22 protein-coding genes and 1 riboswitch are annotated in these 21,502 nt (G+C 58.8%); of the genes, 13 read left to right on the top strand and 9 right to left on the bottom strand.

The genetic code is table 11. The annotated features are described in order from the left end of the window. The 5 genes from ABLV78_RS01345 to acpT are packed head-to-tail and all read left to right on the top strand — an operon-like array spanning window position 1 to window position 4,186. Window positions 1–1,167 (top strand): beta-ketoacyl-[acyl-carrier-protein] synthase family protein, encoded by a 1,167-nt coding sequence (locus ABLV78_RS01345; RefSeq protein WP_047047878.1) that lies wholly within the window; start codon window positions 1–3, stop codon window positions 1,165–1,167. After that, a complete protein-coding gene (locus tag ABLV78_RS01340; RefSeq protein WP_047047875.1) occupies window positions 1,167–1,643 on the top strand; it encodes a hotdog family protein in 477 nt (158 codons plus the stop codon). The genes ABLV78_RS01345 and ABLV78_RS01340 overlap by 1 nt, the downstream gene beginning before the upstream one ends. Further along, window positions 1,640–2,371, top strand: a complete 732-nt coding sequence (locus ABLV78_RS01335) for a 3-ketoacyl-ACP reductase FabG2 (RefSeq protein WP_047047872.1) — start codon at window positions 1,640–1,642, stop codon at window positions 2,369–2,371. The genes ABLV78_RS01340 and ABLV78_RS01335 overlap by 4 nt, the downstream gene beginning before the upstream one ends. Continuing rightward, entirely contained in the window at window positions 2,368–3,597 is a 1,230-nt protein-coding gene (locus tag ABLV78_RS01330; protein WP_047047869.1) for a beta-ketoacyl-ACP synthase, read from the top strand. The genes ABLV78_RS01335 and ABLV78_RS01330 overlap by 4 nt, the downstream gene beginning before the upstream one ends. Before the next feature lies 1 nt (window position 3,598). Further along, window positions 3,599–4,186, top strand: a complete 588-nt coding sequence (gene acpT, locus ABLV78_RS01325; protein WP_047047866.1) for a 4'-phosphopantetheinyl transferase AcpT — start codon at window positions 3,599–3,601, stop codon at window positions 4,184–4,186. Here the strand turns inward: acpT and arnF are convergent. The 8 genes from arnF to ABLV78_RS01285 all read right to left on the bottom strand — a co-directional run bounded on the left by arnF (window position 4,170) and on the right by ABLV78_RS01285 (window position 12,444). After that, window positions 4,170–4,553, bottom strand: coding sequence for a 4-amino-4-deoxy-L-arabinose-phosphoundecaprenol flippase subunit ArnF (gene arnF / locus ABLV78_RS01320; protein WP_045397099.1), 384 nt, complete (start codon window positions 4,551–4,553; stop codon window positions 4,170–4,172). The two genes, acpT and arnF, sit on opposite strands and share 17 nt — an antisense overlap. After that, a complete protein-coding gene (arnE, locus tag ABLV78_RS01315) occupies window positions 4,553–4,891 on the bottom strand; it encodes a 4-amino-4-deoxy-L-arabinose-phosphoundecaprenol flippase subunit ArnE (RefSeq protein WP_045397101.1) in 339 nt (112 codons plus the stop codon). The genes arnF and arnE overlap by 1 nt, the downstream gene beginning before the upstream one ends. Continuing rightward, complete coding sequence (arnT, locus tag ABLV78_RS01310) at window positions 4,888–6,543, bottom strand: lipid IV(A) 4-amino-4-deoxy-L-arabinosyltransferase (protein ID WP_047047863.1); 1,656 nt, start codon at window positions 6,541–6,543, stop codon at window positions 4,888–4,890. Before arnT ends, arnE begins: the two co-directional genes overlap by 4 nt. Then, a complete protein-coding gene (arnD, locus tag ABLV78_RS01305; protein ID WP_045397107.1) occupies window positions 6,540–7,442 on the bottom strand; it encodes a 4-deoxy-4-formamido-L-arabinose-phosphoundecaprenol deformylase in 903 nt (300 codons plus the stop codon). Before arnD ends, arnT begins: the two co-directional genes overlap by 4 nt. Then, a complete protein-coding gene (arnA, locus tag ABLV78_RS01300; RefSeq protein ID WP_047047860.1) occupies window positions 7,439–9,424 on the bottom strand; it encodes a bifunctional UDP-4-amino-4-deoxy-L-arabinose formyltransferase/UDP-glucuronic acid oxidase ArnA in 1,986 nt (661 codons plus the stop codon). Before arnA ends, arnD begins: the two co-directional genes overlap by 4 nt. Then, window positions 9,421–10,404 carry an undecaprenyl-phosphate 4-deoxy-4-formamido-L-arabinose transferase gene (gene arnC, locus ABLV78_RS01295; protein ID WP_045397114.1) on the bottom strand — a complete coding sequence of 328 codons (984 nt, stop codon included), beginning with the start codon at window positions 10,402–10,404 and terminating at the stop codon, window positions 9,421–9,423. Before arnC ends, arnA begins: the two co-directional genes overlap by 4 nt. 1 nt (window position 10,405) lies before the next feature. Beyond that, the gene (gene arnB, locus ABLV78_RS01290) at window positions 10,406–11,545 is read right to left on the bottom strand and encodes a UDP-4-amino-4-deoxy-L-arabinose aminotransferase (protein ID WP_045397116.1); all 1,140 of its coding nucleotides are present in this window, start codon (window positions 11,543–11,545) and stop codon (window positions 10,406–10,408) included. A 392-nt stretch (window positions 11,546–11,937) separates the two neighbouring features. Further along, window positions 11,938–12,444 carry a phenolic acid decarboxylase gene (locus ABLV78_RS01285; protein WP_026612202.1) on the bottom strand — a complete coding sequence of 169 codons (507 nt, stop codon included), beginning with the start codon at window positions 12,442–12,444 and terminating at the stop codon, window positions 11,938–11,940. 97 nt (window positions 12,445–12,541) lie between these two features. Here ABLV78_RS01285 and ABLV78_RS01280 point away from each other — a divergent pair, with 97 nt between their 5' ends. The 8 genes from ABLV78_RS01280 to ABLV78_RS01245 all read left to right on the top strand — a co-directional run bounded on the left by ABLV78_RS01280 (window position 12,542) and on the right by ABLV78_RS01245 (window position 20,182). Beyond that, entirely contained in the window at window positions 12,542–13,402 is an 861-nt protein-coding gene (locus ABLV78_RS01280; RefSeq protein ID WP_047047856.1) for a LysR family transcriptional regulator, read from the top strand. Window positions 13,403–13,519: 117 nt separating this feature from the next. Then, window positions 13,520–15,088, top strand: coding sequence for a nickel ABC transporter substrate-binding protein (nikA, locus tag ABLV78_RS01275; protein WP_047047854.1), 1,569 nt, complete (start codon window positions 13,520–13,522; stop codon window positions 15,086–15,088). Next, window positions 15,088–16,032 carry a nickel ABC transporter permease subunit NikB gene (nikB, locus tag ABLV78_RS01270; protein WP_047048056.1) on the top strand — a complete coding sequence of 315 codons (945 nt, stop codon included), beginning with the start codon at window positions 15,088–15,090 and terminating at the stop codon, window positions 16,030–16,032. Before nikA ends, nikB begins: the two co-directional genes overlap by 1 nt. After that, complete coding sequence (nikC, locus tag ABLV78_RS01265; RefSeq protein WP_045397126.1) at window positions 16,029–16,862, top strand: nickel ABC transporter permease subunit NikC; 834 nt, start codon at window positions 16,029–16,031, stop codon at window positions 16,860–16,862. Before nikB ends, nikC begins: the two co-directional genes overlap by 4 nt. Beyond that, window positions 16,862–17,626 (top strand): nickel import ATP-binding protein NikD, encoded by a 765-nt coding sequence (locus ABLV78_RS01260; RefSeq protein ID WP_047047851.1) that lies wholly within the window; start codon window positions 16,862–16,864, stop codon window positions 17,624–17,626. Before nikC ends, ABLV78_RS01260 begins: the two co-directional genes overlap by 1 nt. Beyond that, complete coding sequence (gene nikE, locus ABLV78_RS01255) at window positions 17,623–18,414, top strand: nickel import ATP-binding protein NikE (protein WP_047047848.1); 792 nt, start codon at window positions 17,623–17,625, stop codon at window positions 18,412–18,414. The genes ABLV78_RS01260 and nikE overlap by 4 nt, the downstream gene beginning before the upstream one ends. Then, on the top strand, window positions 18,402–18,839 hold the full coding sequence (nikR, locus tag ABLV78_RS01250; RefSeq protein ID WP_047047846.1) for a nickel-responsive transcriptional regulator NikR: 438 nt from the start codon (window positions 18,402–18,404) through the stop codon (window positions 18,837–18,839). The genes nikE and nikR overlap by 13 nt, the downstream gene beginning before the upstream one ends. A gap of 91 nt (window positions 18,840–18,930) precedes the next feature. Further along, window positions 18,931–19,112: riboswitch (M-box (ykoK) riboswitch) on the top strand. A 56-nt stretch (window positions 19,113–19,168) separates the two neighbouring features. Next, window positions 19,169–20,182, top strand: a complete 1,014-nt coding sequence (locus ABLV78_RS01245; protein ID WP_015369274.1) for a magnesium transporter — start codon at window positions 19,169–19,171, stop codon at window positions 20,180–20,182. A 39-nt stretch (window positions 20,183–20,221) separates the two neighbouring features. Here the strand turns inward: ABLV78_RS01245 and ABLV78_RS01240 are convergent, their stop codons facing one another. Beyond that, window positions 20,222–21,415, bottom strand: a complete 1,194-nt coding sequence (locus ABLV78_RS01240) for a BaiN/RdsA family NAD(P)/FAD-dependent oxidoreductase (RefSeq protein WP_047047843.1) — start codon at window positions 21,413–21,415, stop codon at window positions 20,222–20,224. Between the last annotated feature and the right edge of the window lie 87 nt (window positions 21,416–21,502).

Here is a 21,502-nt window from a genome sequence, read left to right as displayed (position 1 = left end):
ATGATCTACATTTCTGCCGTCGGCATGATTAACGCGCTGGGTCGCGATAATGATGAAGTCGCCGCCAATCTGACTCGCGGTATCGCGCCCGGCATGCGCCCGCGCGAGGGGTGGCTACAGGGACATCCGCAGGCGGTTTTCGCGGGCGTGGACGGCGAATTACCCGCCATTCCCGATACCTTTAGCGCCCATCGTTCGCGCAATAATCAACTGCTGCTGGCGGCGCTGGCGCAAATTCAGCCGCAGGTGGATGACGCCATCGCCCAATACGGGCGTGAACGCGTTGCCGTAGTGCTTGGCACCAGCACCTCGGGGCTCGACGAAGGTGACGCGCACGTCACGTTGACCCTTAGCGGCGCGGAAAGCGCGGCCTGGCAATATCCGCAGCAGGAGCTGGGAGACCCGTCGCGTTTTCTCAGCCACTGGCTGGCGCTGGATGGCCCGGCATTTACGCTGTCAACCGCCTGCTCATCCAGCGCCAGAGCCATTATCAGCGGACGCCGACTGATTGAAGCCGGGCTGGCGGATGTGGCGATTGTCGGCGGCGCGGATACCCTCAGCCGAATGCCGATCAACGGCTTTCACAGCCTGGAGTCGCTCTCCACGACTCAGTGCCAGCCGTTTGGCCGCGATCGCTGCGGCATCACTATCGGCGAAGGGGCGGCGCTGATGCTGCTGACCCGCGAGCCGCAGCCTATCGCGCTGCTGGGTATCGGCGAGTCCAGCGACGCCTGGCATATTTCCGCCCCGCATCCTGAGGGAGAAGGGGCAATTCGCGCTATCCAGCAGGCGCTGGACGATGCGGGCATCGCCCCTGAACAGGTGGGCTATATCAACCTGCACGGCACCGCCACGCCGCTGAACGATCGGATAGAGTCTCACGTCGTCAACGCGCTATTTGGCGAGCAGGTGCCATGCAGCTCCACCAAACATCTGACCGGGCATACGCTGGGCGCGGCGGGGATCACCGAAGCCGCCATCGGCATGCTGATCCTGCAACGCAATCTGCTGCTGCCGGCGCAGGACTTCAGCCATTCGCCGCGCGACGCGACCCTTCCGCCGTGCGGGATTATCGAACGTCCCCTACCGTTGCCGCGGCCGATTATCCTGTCGAACTCGTTTGCCTTTGGCGGTAATAACGCCAGCATTCTGCTCGGGAGCATTTAATGAGCCACTACTTACCGCCCGGCGCTTATCTACCGCACAAGCCGCCAATGCTGCTGCTGGAAGAGGTCGTCAATGTCACCGACGAAACCGCTACCTGCCGGGTCACGGTCTCGACCCATGGCGTCCTGGCGCCGTTTATTGATGCCGAGGGCAATCTCCCCGGCTGGTTCGCCCTGGAACTCATGGCGCAAACCGTTGGCGTCTGGTCCGGATGGCACCGCCAACAACAGGGGCAAACGTCCATCTCACTAGGCATGGTGCTTGGCGCGCGCGAGTTAGTCTGCGCGGCAGGATACCTGCCGGGCGGCAAGGCGCTGTCCATCACCGTAAAGCTGTTAATGCAGGACGAGCGTTTCGGCAGCTTCGAATGTGCCATTACGGCAGACGATGAAGAACTGGCAAGCGGACGGGTCAATACTTTCCAGCCGACGCCAACAGAACTTAACACCCTATTTCAACAAGGAGCGTCAGAATGAGTCGTTCAGTTTTGGTCACCGGCGCCAGTAAAGGCATCGGTCGCGCTATCGCCCGTCAGCTGGCGGCGGATGGCTTTGTGGTCGGCATCCACTATCATCGCGATGCGTCGGGCGCACAGCAAACGCTGGAGGCGATTACCGCCGCTGGCGGCTCGGGTCGTCTGCTGAGCTTTGATGTCGCCAACCGCGCGCAGTGTCGCGACGTGCTTGAGCAGGATATGGCCGAACACGGCGCATGGTACGGCATTATCAGCAACGCCGGCATCGCCCGCGACGGCGCTTTCCCGGCGCTCGGCGAAGAGGACTGGGACGCGGTGATCCACACCAACCTCGACAGTTTCTATAACGTCATTCATCCCTGCATCATGCCGATGATTAGCGCGCGCCAGGGCGGGCGTATCATCACGCTCTCGTCCGTATCCGGCGTCATGGGCAACCGGGGTCAGGTCAACTATAGCGCCGCTAAGGCGGGGATCATCGGCGCCACCAAAGCGCTGGCCATTGAACTGGCGAAGCGCAAAATCACCGTCAACTGCATCGCCCCGGGGCTCATCGACACCGGGATGATCGAAATGGAAGAGACTGCGCTAAAAGAGGCGATGTCGATGATCCCGATGAAACGCATGGGACAGGCGGACGAGGTGGCAGGGCTTGCGAGTTATTTAATGTCGGATATTGCGGGATATGTCACCCGACAGGTCATTTCAATCAATGGAGGGATGTTATGACACGTCGTGTGGTCATTACCGGGATGGGCGGCGTCACCGCCTTTGGCGACAACTGGCAGGATGTTTCGGCGGGGCTACAGAGATATAAAAACGCCGTGCGCGCCATGCCAGAGTGGCGCATTTACGAGGGCCTGCATACGCTGCTGGGCGCGCCAATCGATGATTTCACCCTACCGGCCCACTATACCCGTAAGCGTATTCGCGCGATGGGCCGCGTGTCGCTACTTTCTACCCGCGCCACTGAACTGGCGCTCGAGCAGGCCGGGCTTATCGATGATGCCGTGCTGAGCAACGGCGAAACCGGCATCGCTTACGGCTCGTCAACCGGCAGTACCGGCCCGGTGAGCGAATTCGCCACTATGTTGACGGAAAAGCACACCAACAATATTACCGGCACCACCTACGTGCAGATGATGCCCCACACTACCGCGGTTAATACCGGGCTGTTTTTCGGCCTGCGCGGCCGTGTTATTCCAACGTCAAGCGCCTGTACCTCCGGTAGCCAGGCGATTGGTTACGCCTGGGAAGCGATTCGTCACGGCTATCAAACGGTGATGGTCGCCGGCGGCGCGGAAGAGCTATGCCCGTCGGAAGCCGCGGTATTCGACACCCTGTTCGCCACCAGCCAGCGTAATGAACAGCCCGACCTCACCCCCGCCCCGTTCGATGAACAGCGCGATGGGCTGGTGATCGGCGAAGGCGCCGGTACTCTCATACTGGAAGAGCTGGAGCACGCCAAAGCGCGCGGCGCGACTATCTACGGTGAAATCATCGGCTTCGCCACCAACTGCGATGCCGCGCATATCACCCAACCGCAGCGTGAAACCATGCAGATCTGCATGGAACAATCGTTAAAAATGGCGGGCTTAAGCGCCCGGGATATTGGCTACATTTCGGCCCACGGCACCGCAACCGATCGCGGCGATGTCGCCGAAAGCCAGGCGACGGCGGCGATTTACGGCGACAGCGTGCCGATCTCCTCGCTGAAAAGCTATTTCGGCCATACCCTTGGCGCCTGCGGGGCGCTGGAGGCGTGGATGAGCCTGCAGATGATGCGCGAGGGCTGGTTCGCGCCTACGCTGAATCTGCATAATCCGGATGCTAACTGCGGCAACCTTGACTACATCATGGGCGAATCGCGCAAGATTGATTGTGAATTCCTGCAGAGCAACAACTTCGCCTTCGGCGGCATTAACACCTCAATCATTATTCAGCGCTGGCCGTGAGATGTATCAGCTTATCCTCGGCCACATCTCAACCCTTAGCGCCCTGCCGCTGCCGCCGGTGCTGATGGCGCAGGCGACGGACGGCCCGCGGCGGGCCAGCTGGCTTGCCGGGCGCGCGCTGCTGGCGCATGCGACTACCCCGCTAATGGATATTCAGTATGGCGAACAGGGTAAACCGGCATTCCCGCCCGGTAGCGGGCGGTGGTTTAACCTTAGCCACAGCGGCGACCATATCGCCCTACTGCTGAGCGATGAAGGCGAGGTTGGCTGCGACATAGAAGTGATTCGCCCGCGCAACGGCTGGCAGCGGCTGGCTAACGCTCTGTTCAGCGAGGGCGAGCACCAGGAACTGGAGCGTGAACCGCCGGAGCGGCGGTTAGTCGCCTTCTGGCGTATCTGGACGCGCAAAGAGGCCCTGGTGAAACAGCGCGGCGGCAGCGCCTGGCAGATGGCCTCTGTTGACAGCGCCTTTCACGGCGCGCTGTCATTGAGCCAGATTCAGTATGAAGGGTTAAGTATTGCGGTCTGTACGCCAACGCCGTTTAAGCTGACGGCGGCGCACATTCAATGTTTTAACGGCGCGGCTTGACCGGCCAGAAGATGGTCAGCACGCCAGCGATAATAATCAGCACGCCCAGCAGCGATTGCCAGTAAAACGGTTCATGCCAGCCGGGCAGCCAGATGGCGGCGGCCCACACCAGAATGTAGCTCAGGCTTAGCAGCGCGTAAGCTTTGGCCAGCGGTAAGCGGTGTAGCGCGAAATACCAGCAGACCATCGACAGCAGATAGCCAACCAGGCCGAAACCCAGGCTGAAGGTACCGGTGCGAAAATGCAGCAGATGATTGAGGAAGGTCAGGATATCGGTCAACGGCGGCAGTTCGACCATCGCGCTGCGCAACAGCAGCTGTGCGCCGCTGACCAGGCCAACGCTCAATAACGCCCAGATTAAGCCCATCAGACGCTACTCCCCAGAACGGCGATACCGACGACGATCAGCCCGACGCCAAGCCAGTGACGGCGCGCCACCGGCTCGCGCCAGATGCCCCATGCCGCCAGCGTCACCCAGACAAAATTGAGGCTCAGCATCGGATAGGCAATACCGACCGGGATTGCCTGCAGTACCCCCAGCCACAGCAGCATACCGCCGCCGAGCGCCAGCAGGGCTAATCCCAACCAGACCAGGATATGCCGCCCGCGCCGTCCGCTACGGGACGGCCGGGTTGCCTGCTTCTGGCACAACTGACCGGCGCAGCTAAGCAGGCTGGCGAGTACCAGACAGAACCAGACACTCATTGCGGCAGATACTGAATAAATACCACGCGCCCCAGCACGTAGGAGTTATCAGGTTTCGGTAACGCCAGTTCGTTCATCGTTTCACCTTTATCCATCAGCAGCACCAGAGAGATGGGTCCCTGCTGGCGGTGCGCTGCCAGCCAATCAGCAAATTCGTGAGTCGCCAGGAATTTGCTCTGCGCATCCGGCCAGCCGAGGCCATATTTTAGCTCCCCCTGCTTGTCATACAGGATGATGTCGTCACGCTTGAGCTCCCACGCCAGCCCCGCGCCGATACCGACGCTGTTGGTCAGTACATAGCGGCTTGGCGCCAACGATTCACTCACGATATCCACCAGGAACTGCGGCTGTTTACTGTCAATAACCCGATCCGGAATAGCGAAGCCCACCAGCAGCGCCAGCCCCAGCGGGCAGATGGCGGCCAGCGTCCAGCGACGACCGTTGTCCTTGATTGCCAACCAGCCCATTAGCGCCCATACGGCAAAGGCGATCGCCGCCAGCAGACATTTATACAGCTCGATCTTCGTCCACACCGGTTTATGCATGACGCCCCACGGTGAGACCACCAGCACCGCGACCAGGCCGAGCAGACCAAAACCGAGGTTGATCATGCCGTTGATGCGCAGCGCTTTCGCCCCCGCCTTCGCGGCATCCAGCGCGTAGCGGGCCATCAAAATCGACAGCGGCATAAAGCACGGCAGAATGTAGGTCGGCAGTTTTCCCTTGGCGATGCTGAAGAACAGGAACGGCATCGCCACCCAGCCTAGCAGATACAGCGCGCCGCGGGCATCATCGCGTTCGCTCCAGCCGCGCTTGAGCGCGCCCGGCAGCAGCGCCAGCCACGGCAGGCTGCCGGCTATCAGGAACGGAATGTAGTACCAGAAGGGCGCTTTATGCTGGGCGTCTTTCTCGGCGAAACGCTGAATATGTTCGACCCAGAAGAAATAGCGCCAGAAATCCGGTTCGCGATTAGCGATAGCCAATCCCCACGGCAGCACCACCAACGTACAGACCACCACCGCCAGCCAACCGTAGGTTAGCACTTCGCTCCAGCGTTTACGCGCAATCACCCACGGCAGCACGCCAACTACCGGTACCGCCAGCGCCAGGAAGCCCTTGGTCATCACCCCCATCCCGCAGGCGAAGCCCAGTACGATATAACCCAACAACTTCCCGCCGCGGCTCTGCGCCTGGGAGGCTCCCCAGAAGCTGCACATCGCCAGCGCCATCCACATGGTGATCATCGGATCCAGCACCGCATAGGTGCCAATCGCGTAGACCAGCATCGCGGTGAGGAAGATAACCGGCGACAGGATCGCCACGCGTTTATCGCGGAAAATACGCCACGCCAGCCACGCCACCAGCAACGCGCTGACGGTAATGGCGAAAACCGCACCGAAACGCACGCCGAAGTTATTATGGCCGAACAGCCACTGGCCAATACTGTTAATCCAGTAACCGGCAATCGGCTTTTCAAAGTAACGCAGGCCCAGCAGATGCGGCACCACCCAGTCGCCGGAGGCCAGCATTTCACGGCTGATCTCGGCATAACGGGTTTCATCAGGCTGCCACAGCAAACGGAAATTTAACGGCAATAAGTAATACAGCGCAAAGAGTACAACCAGAGAGACGCCATAACGAATGCTTTTCATACACCCGAGCCCAGTAATTGTTCACGTCCAAGCCAACCTTCCCGGCCAGCCAGTTCACCACGGACCACTTTGCCTGACGGCAGCTCGCTAAAGTCAGCGGGCAACAGCTGGCTCAGTGGGCAAAATTGTATTTCTTCTTCCTCCGCCATGGCCAGCAGCGCATCGAACTGGTCGGCGTAGGCAATGCCTTCCACTTCCGCGTGGATGGTATAGACCGGCGTTCCCTTGTCGCGATGGATGCAGTCCAGCAGATAGCGGTTAAAACCAGCGCTATCTACGGCGCTACCGACCACTTCATCCCAGGTGGGAAGCGTCACCGGGATTTGTACGGTGCCGGAGGCCCCGCCGCCAAGCTGCGGCAGGAATGGCCGCGTGCCGCGACAATCGCTGTTGTAGAGGAAATCGAAGGATTCTTTCGCTTTTACCACCCGCTGGTCGGCACGCCAGCCGGCGACGGCTGAGCAGGTTACCGGGCGACCGATAATGCGTTCCAGTTCGAGCAGACCGCGTTCCACTTCCAGCGTCAGACGTTCCTGCGGCCACACGCCGCTCCATGCCTGCCAGCTGTAGTGGTCCCAGGCATGCAGACCCACTTCATGGATCTGCGCGGCGGCGCGAATAACCTCTTCGTTACCCGCGCCAATCCTGCGCCCCGGCCACGCGGTACCGGCCAGCAGAATATCCCAGCCGTACAGCGACGCCGCGTTAGAGCGCAGCATTTTCCACAGAAACTTCGGTTTTACCAGGCGCCATAAATGGCGCCCCATATTGTCCGGCCCGACGCTGAAAAAGAAGCTTGCCTGAATTCCATGCTTGCCCAGCAGGGCCAGCAGCCGCGGTACGCCATCACGCGTCCCGCGAAAGGTATCGACATCTATGCGTAAGCCGACTTGTTTCATGAGTTTTTATCGTCCGTGAGCTCAACGGTGCGCAGGAAGAAGTCCAGAGTATGCTCAACGGTCTCTTCCATCTCGACGGTCGGTTCCCAGTTCAGGCAGCGTTTTGCGTTACGAATGCTCGGCTTACGATGCTCAACGTCCTGGTAGCCTTTACCGTAGTAATCGCTGCTTTCCACTTCACGGAAACCGGCGAACGGCGGGAAGCGATCGCGCAGCGGGTGGCGCTCGAAGCAGGCAAGCAGCATTTCCGCCAGCTCTTTGATGCTCGCTTCGTTTTCCGGGTTACCGATGTTGATGATCTGACCATCGCAGCGACCGTCTTTATTCTCAATGATGCGGAACAGCGCTTCGATACCATCGCTGATATCGGTGAAGCAGCGCTTCTGCTTGCCGCCTTCGATAAGCTTAATCGGCGAACCTTCCACCAGATTAAGGATCAGCTGAGTGATGGCGCGGGAGCTGCCGATGCGCGCGGCATTAAGGTTATCCAGACGCGGCCCCATCCAGTTGAACGGACGGAACAGGGTGAACTTGAGGCCGTTCTTATCGCCGTAGGCCCAGATCACGCGGTCCAGCAGCTGCTTAGAAACCGAGTAGATCCAACGCTGTTTGTTGATCGGCCCGACCACCAGATTGGAGGTATCTTCGTCGAAGTTTTTGTCGGTGCACATGCCGTACACTTCCGAGGTCGACGGGAAGATGATGCGCTTATTGTATTTCACGCAGTCGCGGATAATCTTCAGGTTCTCTTCGAAATCCAGCTCGAACACGCGCAGCGGGTTACGGGTGTATTCGATAGGCGTGGCGATCGCGACCAGCGGCAGTACCACGTCGCATTTCTTAATGTGGTATTCGATCCACTCGGAGTGGATACTGATATCGCCTTCCACGAAGTGGAAACGCGGGTTATCGAGGAAACGGCTGATGGCGTCAGAGCCGATATCCAGGCCGTAAATCTCATAGTTGTCGTCCTGCAACAGACGTTCGGTCAGATGGTTACCGATAAAGCCGTTGACGCCGAGAATCAGCACGCGGGTACGGCGCTTAATCGCCACCACCGGTTTGCTGCTCAGCACCGCGCTGGTCACCAGCCCCAGCGCCTGCGCCAGTTGGGTACCCTGCATATAAACGCCGCGTTCGGTCTGGCCGGTGACGATTTCCAGCGCCCCCTGCTGACAGGCAACCACCAGCGGCGCGACAGAGATCACGGTGCCGGGCTTGGCTGCCGGCAGGTCGGCGCGCACGCGGGATTTCCAGACGATAAATTTGTTCGCGCCGGCATAGGCGAAGGCGCCCGGCCACGGATCGGATACCGCGCGCACCAGGTTGTGCAGAGTCTGCGCCGGTTTGTCCCAATCGAGACGCCCGTCTTCCGGGGTACGACGGCCAACGTAGGTCGCCTGGCTGTGGTCCTGCGCCCGCTCCTCAGTCTTACCCTCACGAATAGCCGGCAGCGCCTGGCCCAGCAGATCGGAGGCGGCGGCGCACAGCTTACGGTGCAGCGCCAGCGCCGCGTCATCCGGGCCGATAGCCACAGCTTGTTGAGCGACGATATCGCCCGCGTCGGCGCGGTTAACCATCCGGTGCAGGGTCACGCCGGTTTCGCTTTCGCCGTTGACCAGTACCCAATTCAGCGGCGCGCGACCGCGGTATTTCGGCAGCAGAGAACCATGCAGGTTGAAAGCCCCCTTCGGCGCGATATTCAGGATCTCATCGCACAGCAGGTTGCGGTAGTAGAACGAGAACAGCACATCCGGCTTCATCTCGCGAATACGTTCAATCCACAGCGGATGGTTAACATCTTCCGGCGCCCATACCGGGATACCTTGCTCGGCGGCAATACGGGCAACGGAACCAAAGAAATGGTTTTCGCCAGGGTTATCCGGATGGGTAAAAATAGCGGCGATTTCATAACCGGCATCCAGCAGTGACTGAATACCTGCGCAACCCATATCGTGATAAGCGAAGACTACTGCTTTCATGAACGATCTTCCTCTTGAGACGCCGTTTCCGGCTGACGAACAACACGTTGAATAAAGTAACGGGGACGGGCGCGAACATCGTTATAAATGCGGCCGATATACTCCCCGAGCAGACCCATACCGACAAACTGGGCGCCGATGAACATGAACAGCACGGCGAAGAGCATGAACACCCCTTCCGCCGCCCACTGTGGACCGAAGGCCAGACGCAGCACCACCAGCAGCAGGCCGAAGGCGAAGCCCAACAGGGCTATCACGCTGCCGAAAATGCTCAGTAAACGCAGCGGGGTGGTGGTCAGACAGGTCACCAGGTCATACATCAGGTTAATCAGACGCATGAAGCTGTATTTGGAGTCGCCGAATTCGCGCTCGGCGTGCATCACCGGGATCTCGACCGCCCGGCGGGCGAAAGTATTCGCCAGAATCGGGATAAAGGTGCTGCGCTCATGGCAGTTGAGCATGGCGTCGATGATATGGCGGCGATAGGCGCGCAACATGCAGCCGTAATCGCCCATGGCTTTACCGGTGGTACGCTGGATCAGGCGGTTAATCATCTTCGAGGCAGATTTACGGAAGATGCTGTCCTGACGGTTCTGGCGCACGGTACCGACCACGTCGTAGCCTTCATCGGCTTTTTCCACCAGCCGCGGGATCTCTTCCGGCGGGTTTTGCAGGTCGGCATCAAGGGTGATGATCAGATCGCCGGTGACATGGCTGAAACCGGCCATAATCGCCGAGTGCTGGCCGTAGTTACGGTTCAACAGCACCGCCACCACGTGGCTGCCTTCGGCTTCGGCGGCCTCGGTCAGCATGCGCGCGGAATCGTCGCTGCTGCCGTCGTCGATCAGCAGAATTTCATATTGGCGCCCTAGCGTCGCACAGGCGGCGTCGGTACGACGCAGCAGCTCCGGCAGACTATCCTGTTCGTTATAAACCGGGATAACCACCGAGACTTTTTTTACGGGAGGATAAGTAAGCATATCAACGTCCTGACAACTGATGTAGCGCGGTAATGACGCGGGTGACATCGTCGTCGGTCATATCCGGGAACAGCGGGATGGAACAAATGCGCGCGCTGTTCCATTCGGTATTCGGTAACGAAACTTCAGGAAAACGCTCGCGGTAATACTTTTGCGTATGGGCCGCGCGGAAGTGCAGACCGGTGCCTATGCCCATGGCTTTGAGTTTTTCCATCAGGGCATCGCGGCTGATGCCGCAGGCCGCTTCATCAACGCGGATAATAAACAGGTGCCAGGCGTGCTGGTGATCCCATGCCGGAACGGTCAGCGGCTTAAACGGGGTATCAGCCAGCTCGCGCAGGTAGCGCTGGGCGATTGCAGCGCGACGTTGATTCGCCTGCGCCAGCTTATCCAACTGCACCAGCGCCAGCGCGGCGTTGATATCGGCCAGATTGTATTTGAAGCCGGGGGTAATCACTTCCGCCTGCGGCGCGCGGCCGTGGGTCTGGCGGTCGTAGGCGTCAACGCCCAGGCCGTGGAATTTGAGGCTGCGGATGCGGGAAGCCAGCTCGTCATCATCGGTGACGATAAGCCCCCCTTCGGCGCAGGTCATATTTTTGATCGCGTGGAACGAGAAAATCGCGGTGCCGCGCCAGCCGACGTGGCGGCCCTTATAGTGCGTTCCCGCGGCATGCGCGGCATCTTCGATAACCGGAATACCGTGGCGCTCGCCAACGGCGCGGATCGCATCGATATCCGCAGGCGCGCCCGCGTAGTGGACGGGAATAATCGCTTTCGTCCGCGAGGTGATCGCCGCTTCCACCGCCTCGGGGGTAATCATCAGATTATCGTGATCGACATCGATCATCACCGGCGTAGCGCCCAGCAGACAGATCATATTCAGCGTCGACACCCAGGTTTGCGAAGGGGTGATCACTTCGTCGCCAGGGCCAATACCCATCGCCATTAGCGTGACGTGCATACCGCCGGTAGCGGAGCTGACGGCGATGGCGTGGCGGTTGCCGGTCAGTTGGCAAAATGCCTCTTCCAGCGCCTGGTTTTTAGGACCGGTAGTAATCCATCCTGATTGCAAAACTTCACGCAGCGCAGCCAGCTCTGCGTCGCCCATCGACGGGCGCGAAAACGGCAGAAATTCGCTCATCTTTTTCCTGTTCTATTAATAACCCACTAAAAAAGGGGGCCGGTAGAAAGAAATATCCTGCGCCAGCGGACTTAAACAAAATGAAAATGAAGTCGGTTCACCGCCACATTTCATTCCAGGGTATTTCGACGGTTATAAATCTAGTCGCTGTTGCTTAGGATAATATTAAGAAATTAATATTTTTCGCGAGAATAGTAATATCTCATTGAGAATCAGATAGATAGTATTTTCTTATGACAGGAATCAGCAGCAAAAAGCCCCAGTTTCATAGAGAAAACTGGGGCTTAACGGGTGAAAGTAAACGAATCGTCAACCAGCCCGCAATAAATATTTATTTACGTTTTAATCTAGCGGAAAAATTAGCGTTAGATCACAGAATTATTTCTGCTGTATTACAAATTTGCAGGAAAATCTGCGGGTAATTCATTAGCCGGGCAATTAATTACATCGTTATTATCCGCGCCACAATCGCGAACAAAGGTGATAGTCGCGAATTCATCAATCACTTCGGTCGGGTAGGCCGGGCCGGCGTCACGATAGGCGTTCATTAACGGAATATGATCGTTCTGGAAGCAGACGGTTTTTTCCGGGTTATTCATGATCCAGCGGGGGAAGAATATAGTGCCGTGGAACAGTTTGTCGCCCAGGTTGACGATCAGGCTGACGTCGGTACCGGTTGGTTCGGTCCAGGAAATTTTATAAATGCTTTCGCCTACCCGCACGATGTACGCATGCTGGTCTTTCACCCAACGGTTGGCAACGATGCCGCTGTGAATACGATAGTCCAGGGTAGTGCCATTTTTAACGTAAATTTCGTAGTTCCAGCCGTTGTCGTAGGTATAAACCAGATGTTTACCGATAAAGCCGCTGAGGTCATGTTTGTCGAAAGTGCTCATTATTTATTCTCCTCTGTTTCGTTGAGGTAAGAATACGGCTTTAAAAATTGAATGAATAACGCTATGTTTGGATGAAAACAATCCAATTTTTAGATGAATTATGCACAAGACCACGCTGGAACAATGGGCGCTGCTGGAAAAGGTGATTGAGCTGGGCAGCTTTGCCAAAGCCGCGGAAGAGACCAACCGCAGCCAGTCTTCGGTGAGCTATAACCTGGCGCTGCTGCAGGAACGTTTAGGAGTGGCGCTGCTGGCGCCGTCCGGACGGCGAGCGGTGCTAACGCCCGCTGGCGAACTGCTGCTCAATCAGGTGAAACCGTTACTGAAGGCCTTTTCGTGGGTTGAGACCCACGCCGCGACGCTGCGCAACGGCGCGCGCACCCGTCTGGATCTGGTCGTCGACAGCATTTTTCCCCGCCAGCGGCTGTTCGCCATTCTGCGTCAGTTTCAGCAACGCTACCCGCAAACTCAGGTTCGGCTGACCGAAGTGCTGGAAAACGTCGATGAGGCAAGCGCCGCCCGCAGCGAGGCCGACGTGATGGTCTTAACCCGTCGCCAGGATATTACCGGACGCGGCGAATGGCTGATGAATATCGACTTTATCGCGGTCGCCCATCGCGACCATCCGCTGTCGCAATCGGATGAATTGCTGGACGACAACGCGCTGGCCCCCTGGCCGCTGATCCGCATTGCCGACCGTAGCGGCGACGCCTCATCCACCCGCGATGCCTGGACCTTTTCTACTATTGATGCCGCTATAGATGCGGTGCTGTATCAGGTGGGATTCGGCTGGTTGCCGGAGGAGCGGATACGCGCACACCTGGAACAGGGCGTGCTGAAAGCGCTGCCGCTGAGCCATGGCGCCCGCCGCGCCACGCCGCTGCATTTGATAGTCAAGCGGGACCTGGCGCCGCTCGATGAACAGGTCACCACCCTGCTGGATTTGTTCAGACAATCGTAACCTTACGCTACATATGATTTTGTTATGGTTTTCTCCCAACATATTGATCCAGGTTACTCCTTAAGTATGACAAATTATTAAAATCGTCATACTTTTCGTTCCTTCTGGATGTAAACCTTGTCTATTTTCCGCACCACCTTGCTGGCGCTCTGCGCCTGCATTCCTCTGCTCGCGCCCGCCGCCATGCATGAAATCGCCATCGCCTGGCCGGTTAACGTCGGTCCTCTCAATCCACATCTGTATACGCCGAACCAAATGTTCGCCCAAAGTATGGTGTATGAGCCGCTAGTCAAATATCAGGCTAATGGCCGGGTTACCCCCTGGCTGGCTACCCGCTGGATCCACTCAGCCGATGGTAAAATCTGGCGTTTCACCCTACGTGATGATGTCTACTTCTCCAACGGCGAACCTTTTAACGCCCAGGCCGCGGTGGCCAATTTTCAGGCGGTGCTGGCCAACCGCCAGCGGCACGCCTGGCTGGAGTTGACCAATCAAATAACGGACGTTCAAGCGCTCAGCGATAACGAACTACAAATCACCCTGAAAAGCGCCTACTACCCGTTCCTGCAGGAACTCGCCCTTCCCCGCCCGTTTCGTTTTATCGCCCCCTCGCAGTTTGTTGACGGTAGTACGCAGCGAGGCATCAAAGCGCCCATCGGCACCGGTCCGTGGATGCTGTCCAGTTCGCAGCTTAATCAGCAGGATGTGCTGGTACGCAACCCGCGCTACTGGGGCAAAAAACCGGCGCTTGAGAAAGTCACCGTGAAAGTGATCCCCGACGCCACCAGCCGGGCGGTCGCCTTTGAAACCGGTGAAGTTGATCTGCTGTACGGTGATGAAGGGCTACTACCGCTGGATACGTTCGCCCGTTTTCGCCAGCAGGACGAGTATCGCACGCGTCTTTCCGCCCCGACGCAAACCGTGATGCTGGCGCTCAATACGCTGCAAGCGCCAACGAATGAACTGGCGGTACGCGAGGCGCTTAACTATGGCGTCAATAAACAGTCGCTCATTGACGGCGTGCTGTACGGCACTCAGCAGGTCGCCGATACGCTTTTCGCGCCCTCGGTACCTTACGCGCCGGATAACCTGCTGGCGCGCCGCTTCAATCCGGATAAGGCCCGTACGCTACTGGAAAACGCCGGCTGGACGCTAACGCCCGGCAAGGATATTCGTGAAAAAGACGGGCGCCCGTTGCGACTTGAACTGGCTTTTATCGGCACCGATGCGCTGGCTAAGTCGATGGCGGAAATCATCCAGGCCGACCTGCGCCAGGTAGGTATCGATGTCGGGCTGGTCGGCGAAGAGGAGAGCAGTATCTATGCCCGCCAGCACGATGGCCGCTTCACGATGATCTTCAACCATACCTGGGGAGCGCCGTTCGACCCGCACGCGTTTATGAGTTCGATGCGCGTCCCTTCGCACGCCGACTATCAGGCGCAGCGTGGCCTGCCGGATAAGGCAATGATTGATCAAGAGATAGGAGAGGTCCTGACCACCACCGACGAGAGCCGCCGTCGCGAACTGTATCGCGATATCCTCACCCGTCTGCACAACGAAGCGGTCTATCTGCCGATAAGCTACGTCTCGCTGATGTCCGTCGCCCGCAAAACGCTGGGCGAAGTGCCCTTCGCGCCGGTGACCACCGATCTGCCGTTAGAGCTGATTACGCCGGTGGCGCCATGATGCTGAAATATCTTCTTCGCCGCCTGCTCCCGCTGCCGCTGATGCTGCTTGCCGCCTCGGCGATCATCTTCCTGTTGTTACGTCTTGGCGCCGGCGACCCGGCGCTGGACTATCTGCGTCTCTCCAACGTGCCGCCCACCAGCGAAATGATTGCCGCTACCCGCGAGCAGCTCGGGCTCAATCAGCCGCTGGCGCGGCAGTATCTACACTGGCTGTGGCGCGCGCTACATCTCGATTTCGGCGTCTCCTACGCCAGCCAGCGCCCGGTGCTGGACGACCTGCTGCATTTTCTGCCGGCGACGCTGCAGCTCACCGGCGCGGCGCTGGTGATTATTCTGCTGACCTCGCTGCCGCTGGGGATCTGGGCCGCGCGCCATCGCGACCGCTTACCCGATTTCGCCGTACGATTGATTGCCTTCCTCGGCGTCTCAATGCCCAACTTCTGGCTGGCCTTTTTGCTGGTGATGCTCTTTTCCGTCCATCTGCGCTGGCTACCGGCGATGGGCTACGGCGGCTGGCGACATCTGCTGCTGCCGGCGTTTTCCATCGCCCTGATGTCGCTGGCGATCAATGCCCGTCTGCTGCGCGCCAGCATGCTGGAAGTGTCCAGCCAGCGCCACGTGGTCTGGGCGCGTCTGCGCGGGCTGAGCGAAGGTCAGATTGAGCGGCGACACGTGCTGCGTAACGCGACCTTGCCGGTGGTGACGGCGCTGGGTATGCACATCGGCGAGCTGATTGGCGGCACGATGATCATCGAAAATATCTTCGCCTGGCCCGGCGTCGGTCGCTATGCGGTTTCCGCGATTTTCAATCGCGACTACCCGGTGATCCAATGCTTTACCCTGATGATGGTGGCGGTGTTCGTGCTGGCCAATCTGGCGGTCGACCTGCTTAACGCCGCGCTCGATCCGCGCCTGCGCCGCCATGAGGAGGCCGCCGTATGACGCTGTTCGCAACCTTCCGCTGGCCGGTAAAACTGGCGCTACTCATTATTGCGCTGTTGGCGGCAATCGCCATGAGCAGCGGCTGGTGGCTGCCCTATGACCCGGCGGCCATCGATCTCCATCAACGTCTGCTCTCTCCAGGCGAGGCCCACTGGCTCGGCACCGATCATCTCGGCCGGGATATTTTCTCGCGCCTTCTCGCCGCCACCCGCGTCTCGCTGGGCGCGGTGATGGCCTGCCTGCTGCTGGTGCTGCTGATAGGCCTTACGGTCGGCGGCAGCGCCGGGATGGTGGGCGGCCGCGTCGATCGCGGCCTGATGCGCCTGGCCGAGCTATTTATGACCTTCCCGACATCAATACTTTCGTTCTTTATGGTCGGCGTACTCGGTACCGGTCTTAGCAACGTGATTATCGCCATTGCGCTGTCGCACTGGGCCTGGTACGCAAGGATGGTGCGTAACCTGGTGGTCTCTCTGCGCCAGCGCGAATTTATTCTCGCCGCGCGCCTGAGCGGCGCGGGACATTGGCCCTTGTTCCGTGACCATCTGGCCGGCGCGGTGCTCCCTTCGCTGCTGGTGCTCGCCTCGCTGGATATCGGTCATATGATGCTCCACGTAGCCGGGATGTCGTTCCTCGGCCTCGGCGTCAGCGCGCCAACGGCGGAATGGGGGGTGATGATCAACGACGCCCGCCAGTACATCTGGACGCAGCCGCTGCAAATGGTCTGGCCCGGACTGGCGCTGTTTATCAGCGTGATGGCTTTTAATCTGGTGGGCGACGCGCTGCGCGATCGTCTCGATCCTCAGCTGATCGCGGAGCATAACCACTGATGCCGCAAAAGATCCAACTGGAACAACTTTCGCTCGTCGCCGACCGTCCGCTGGTCAGCGACGTTTCCCTTACCCTGCGCCGCGGTCAGGTGCTGGCGCTGCTCGGCAGTAGCGGCAGCGGTAAATCGCTGACCTGCGCCGCCACGCTCGGTATTTTACCGCCTGGCGTCAGGCAAACCGCGGGCCGGGTGCTGCTCGACGGTATCCCGGTGTACGGCGAACAGCTGCGCGGCGCGACCATCGCCACCATTATGCAAAATCCGCGCAGCGCCTTTAATCCGCTGCACACCATGGCGGCGCATGCGCGGGAAACCTGTCGGGCGACGGGTTACGAAGTCAATAACGCCGCCCTGCTGGCAACGATGGAAGAAGTGGGACTGGAAAATCCTCTCTCGCTACTTAAGCGTTATCCCTTCGAGATGAGCGGCGGCATGCTGCAGCGGATGATGGTGGCCCTGGCCCTGCTCAGCCGCGCGCCGTTTATTATCGCCGATGAACCGACCACCGACCTTGATGCCGTCGCCCAGGCGCGCATTCTCAACCTGCTGGCGGATATCGTCGCCAATCGCGGGCAGGGACTGCTACTGGTGACCCATGATATGGGCGTTGTCGCCCGGCTGGCACATGACGTGGCGGTGATGGAAAACGGTCGTCTTGTTGAACGCTGCGACGTTAACACGCTATTTAGCGCCCCGCAGCACCCGCTCAGCCAGCGCCTGCTGGCCGCCCATCTGGCGCTGTATGGCCTGGAGAAAACACCATGAATTTACTCAGCGTAAACGCAGTGAGCCACGATTACCCCCATCATGGCCCGGTATTGCGCGATATCCAGTTCGACATCGCCTCCGGTGAAACGATGGCGCTGCTCGGGCGCAGCGGCTGCGGTAAAAGTACCCTGGCGCGGATGCTGGTCGGTCTCGAAACGCCGCGGTATGGCGAGGTCGCCTGGCGCGGCGCGTCGCTGACCTCCCTGAAGGGGGAGGCGATCGGCGCCTTTCGCCGCGATATTCAGTTGGTGTTTCAGGATGCCATTAGCGCGGTGAATCCGCGCAAAACGGTGCGCGAGATTATCAACGAGCCGCTGCGGCACCTGTTTAGTTTATCGCGCGATGAGCGTACGCAGCGGGTGGAGGAGATGCTGCTGGCGGTTGACCTCGCCCCGGCGCTGCTCGACAAGCGTCCGGCGCAGCTCAGCGGCGGACAGCTGCAGCGCGTGTGCCTGGCGCGGGCGCTGGTGGTCCGGCCGCAGCTATTAATTCTCGACGAAGCGGTATCGAATCTCGATCTGATGCTTCAGGCGGAAATTATCGCCCTGCTCAAACGCCTGCAGGCGCAGTTCGCCACCGCCTGCCTGTTTATCACCCACGACCTGCGGCTGGTGGAGCGTTTTTGCCAGCGGGTGCTGGTGATGGATAGCGGACGTATCGTCGAAACGGCAACGGTTAGTCTGCCGCTGCGCCTTACATCCGCTGCCGGACAGGCGCTACAGCGCGCGGTGCTCCCGCCCTTTCCCCACACTCTGCTTAACGAGGCCATGCCATGCAGCGCGTAACCCTGACTCTGGATGATGACCTGCTGGCCGCGCTCGACGCGCACAGCGCCCACCGCGGGTACTACAACCGCTCGGAAGCGGTGCGCGATATTCTGCGTGACGCGCTTCACCACAATCCGCTACAGCAGCCGACGCAGCGCGGCTATGCGGTCCTGTCGTACGTGTATGAGCATGAAAAACGCGAACTGGCGAGCCGGCTGGTCGCCTCTTCGCATCAGCATCACGATCTCTCGGTCGCCACGTTACATGTCCACATCAATCATGATGACTGTCTGGAGATCGCGGTGCTAAAAGGCAACATGGACGAAGTACAGCATTTTGCCGACGAGGTGATTGCCCAGCGCGGCGTGCGGCATGGGCATTTGCAGTGTTTAGCGGATGATCAAAACCTTGAAAATGAAGCCGCTCAATCCATAAAAAATTGAGAATGATTTATGTGGTTTATCAACAGTTGATAAACCACATAAACTATACGCTTTGTGAATTATCCCTGTTCGCCAATAATGGCGCCTCATTTAACGATCTCGTTATGGCGAGGCTCCTGCATAAATACAAGTTACCGCCCTGTTGGTATCGAGAGAGACCACTCAGGGAAATACAGGCTTCCATCGAATCAAGGTGTTGCCAAGGTAACTTCTGGCGGTCATAACCGTTCAGATACGTTATGCAGTGCTAAAACCAGGACGTAGGGATCTGCCTGCGCTAACCCTGTCTTGTTCGCCCCTATGAGTGATTTTTTATAGGGATTTTAATCATGTCTTCCATTCAACTCTGCGCCGCGCATCAGGCGACCTCTGGCTTCGACGGCGATGCGATCGCCCAGTACATGCGTACCGATTTTATTACGTTGCAGGAACATTTCAGCGTCCATGAGGCGCGTGAACACTTTATCTCGCAGCTCGCCAGCGACGATATCCCCGGCCAGGTATTTGTCGTCGCCGGTAACAAGCTGCGCGGCAGCTTATCAGTCAAAAAACTATTGCAGGAGGCAGAGGTAGGCCAGTCTATTCGCTACCTGATGGACAGCTGTCTGTTCCGCGTTAAACCCGACGATGAGCGCCCTCAGGTCATTGCCGAACTCACCGAGCGCGGCCTCGATCTGGTGCCGGTTGTCGATAAAGGCGAGCTGGTCGGCTGCCTGATGGAAAAGGAGATAGCCCATCTGCTGGAGGATGACGTCACCGAAGACGCCCAGCTGCAAGGGGCGACGCTACCGCTGGAAAAACCGTATCTGGAAATCAGTCCGTGGACGCTGTGGAAGAAACGCTCGGTCTGGCTGCTACTGTTATTTGTTGCCGAAGCCTACACCAGCAGCGTGCTGCAGCATTTTGAAGAGGCGCTGGAATCTGCCATCGCGCTGGCCTTCTTCATCCCGTTACTGATCGGTACCGGCGGCAACAGCGGAACTCAGATAACCTCAACGCTGGTGCGTTCGATGGCGTTGGGTGAAGTCCGCTTACGTGACATGGGACGGGTTATCCGCAAAGAGGTGTCGACCTCGTTTCTGATTGCCCTGACCCTGGGTCTGGCGGGCTGCCTGCGCGCCTGGATGATGGGGATTGGCATGGAAATCACGCTGATCGTCAGCCTGACGCTGGTCTGCATTACTCTGTGGAGCGCGGTGGTGTCTTCGGTTATTCCGATGTTGCTTAAGCGGATCGGTATCGACCCGGCGGTGGTTTCCGCGCCGTTTATCGCCACGCTGATTGATGGCACCGGGCTGATTATCTATTTCAAAATCGCCCAGTATTTTCTTGGGCTGAACTGATCGAAACAGCCCGGGCGCCAGGGTGCCCGGGCTCTCGGATTAAATTTCCGCCAATGCCTGCGCGCAGGCCCAGGCGCTTGACCACGCCCACTGGAAGTTATAGCCGCCGAGCCAACCGGTGACGTCCATCACTTCACCGATAAAGTAAAGCCCCGGCGCTTTGCGCGCCTCCATGGTGCGTGACGAAAGCTCATTGGTATCCACGCCGCCGAGCGTCACTTCCGCAGTACGATAACCTTCAGTGCCGTTCGGCTGCACGCGCCACGCGGTTAGCGTCTCCACCAGTGCCTGCTGATCGCGAACGTTCAACTGCTTGAGCGTCACGTCCGGAATTTGCCCAAGCTGCTGTAAACATTCGACCAGCCGCTTCGGCAACTGCATCGCGAGGGTATTTTTCAGGCTTTGGTTCGGATGAGCGCCTCGCTGCTCGTTGAGGAACGCCTCAAGATCGCAGTCCGGCAGCAGGTTGACGGTGACAAACTCGCCGGGCTGCCAGTAGCTGGAAATCTGCAGCACCGCCGGGCCGGAAAGGCCGCGATGGGTAAACAGCAAATTTTCGCGGAACAGCGTACCGTTCTCGGCGGTAATGGTAGCAGGAACCGAAACGCCGGAAAGCACCTGCAGCTGTTCAAGCAGCGGTTTATGCAGGGTAAACGGCACCAGCCCGGCGCGGGTCGGCAATACCTTCAGGCCAAACTGCTCGGCTACCTTGTAGCCAAACGGCGACGCGCCGAGCCCCGGCATCGACAGGCCGCCGGAGGCGATTACCAGCTTCTTCGCCGCCAGCGTTTCACCGTTAACCTGTAGCCGGTAGCCTTGTTCATCGCGCTCGACGCTAAGAATTTCGCTGCGCAGACGGATCTGTACGCCGCCCTTTTCACATTCCGACAGCAGCAGATTGACGATTTGCTCCGCTGAATCATCACAAAACAGCTGGCCCAGCGTTTTCTCATGCCAGGCAATGCCATATTTACCGACCAGTTCTATAAAATCCCACTGGGTGTAGCGCGCCAGCGCAGATTTGCAAAAATGCGGGTTTTGGCTGAGATATGCCGCGGGTTCGACATACATGTTGGTAAAGTTGCAGCGGCCGCCGCCGGACATCAGGATTTTGCGCCCCGGCTTTTTGCCATTATCGAGCAGCAGCACCCGGCAGCCTAACTGCCCCGCCTGCGCCGCACAAAACATTCCCGCCGCACCGGCGCCGATTACAATGGCATCAAACCTTTCCACTCAACTTTCCTCATTCCCGAATTGTCGGGAATTGTAAATATTTCACTCTGGTCACACCAGCACGAAAAAAACAACATTCAGTTACGT

This window comes from Klebsiella sp. CN_Kp075 (assembly GCF_040065055.2).
In the GTDB taxonomy this organism is placed as follows: Bacteria; Pseudomonadota; Gammaproteobacteria; order Enterobacterales; family Enterobacteriaceae; genus Klebsiella; species Klebsiella aerogenes.
This window is presented reverse-complemented; position numbering and strand designations above follow the sequence as displayed.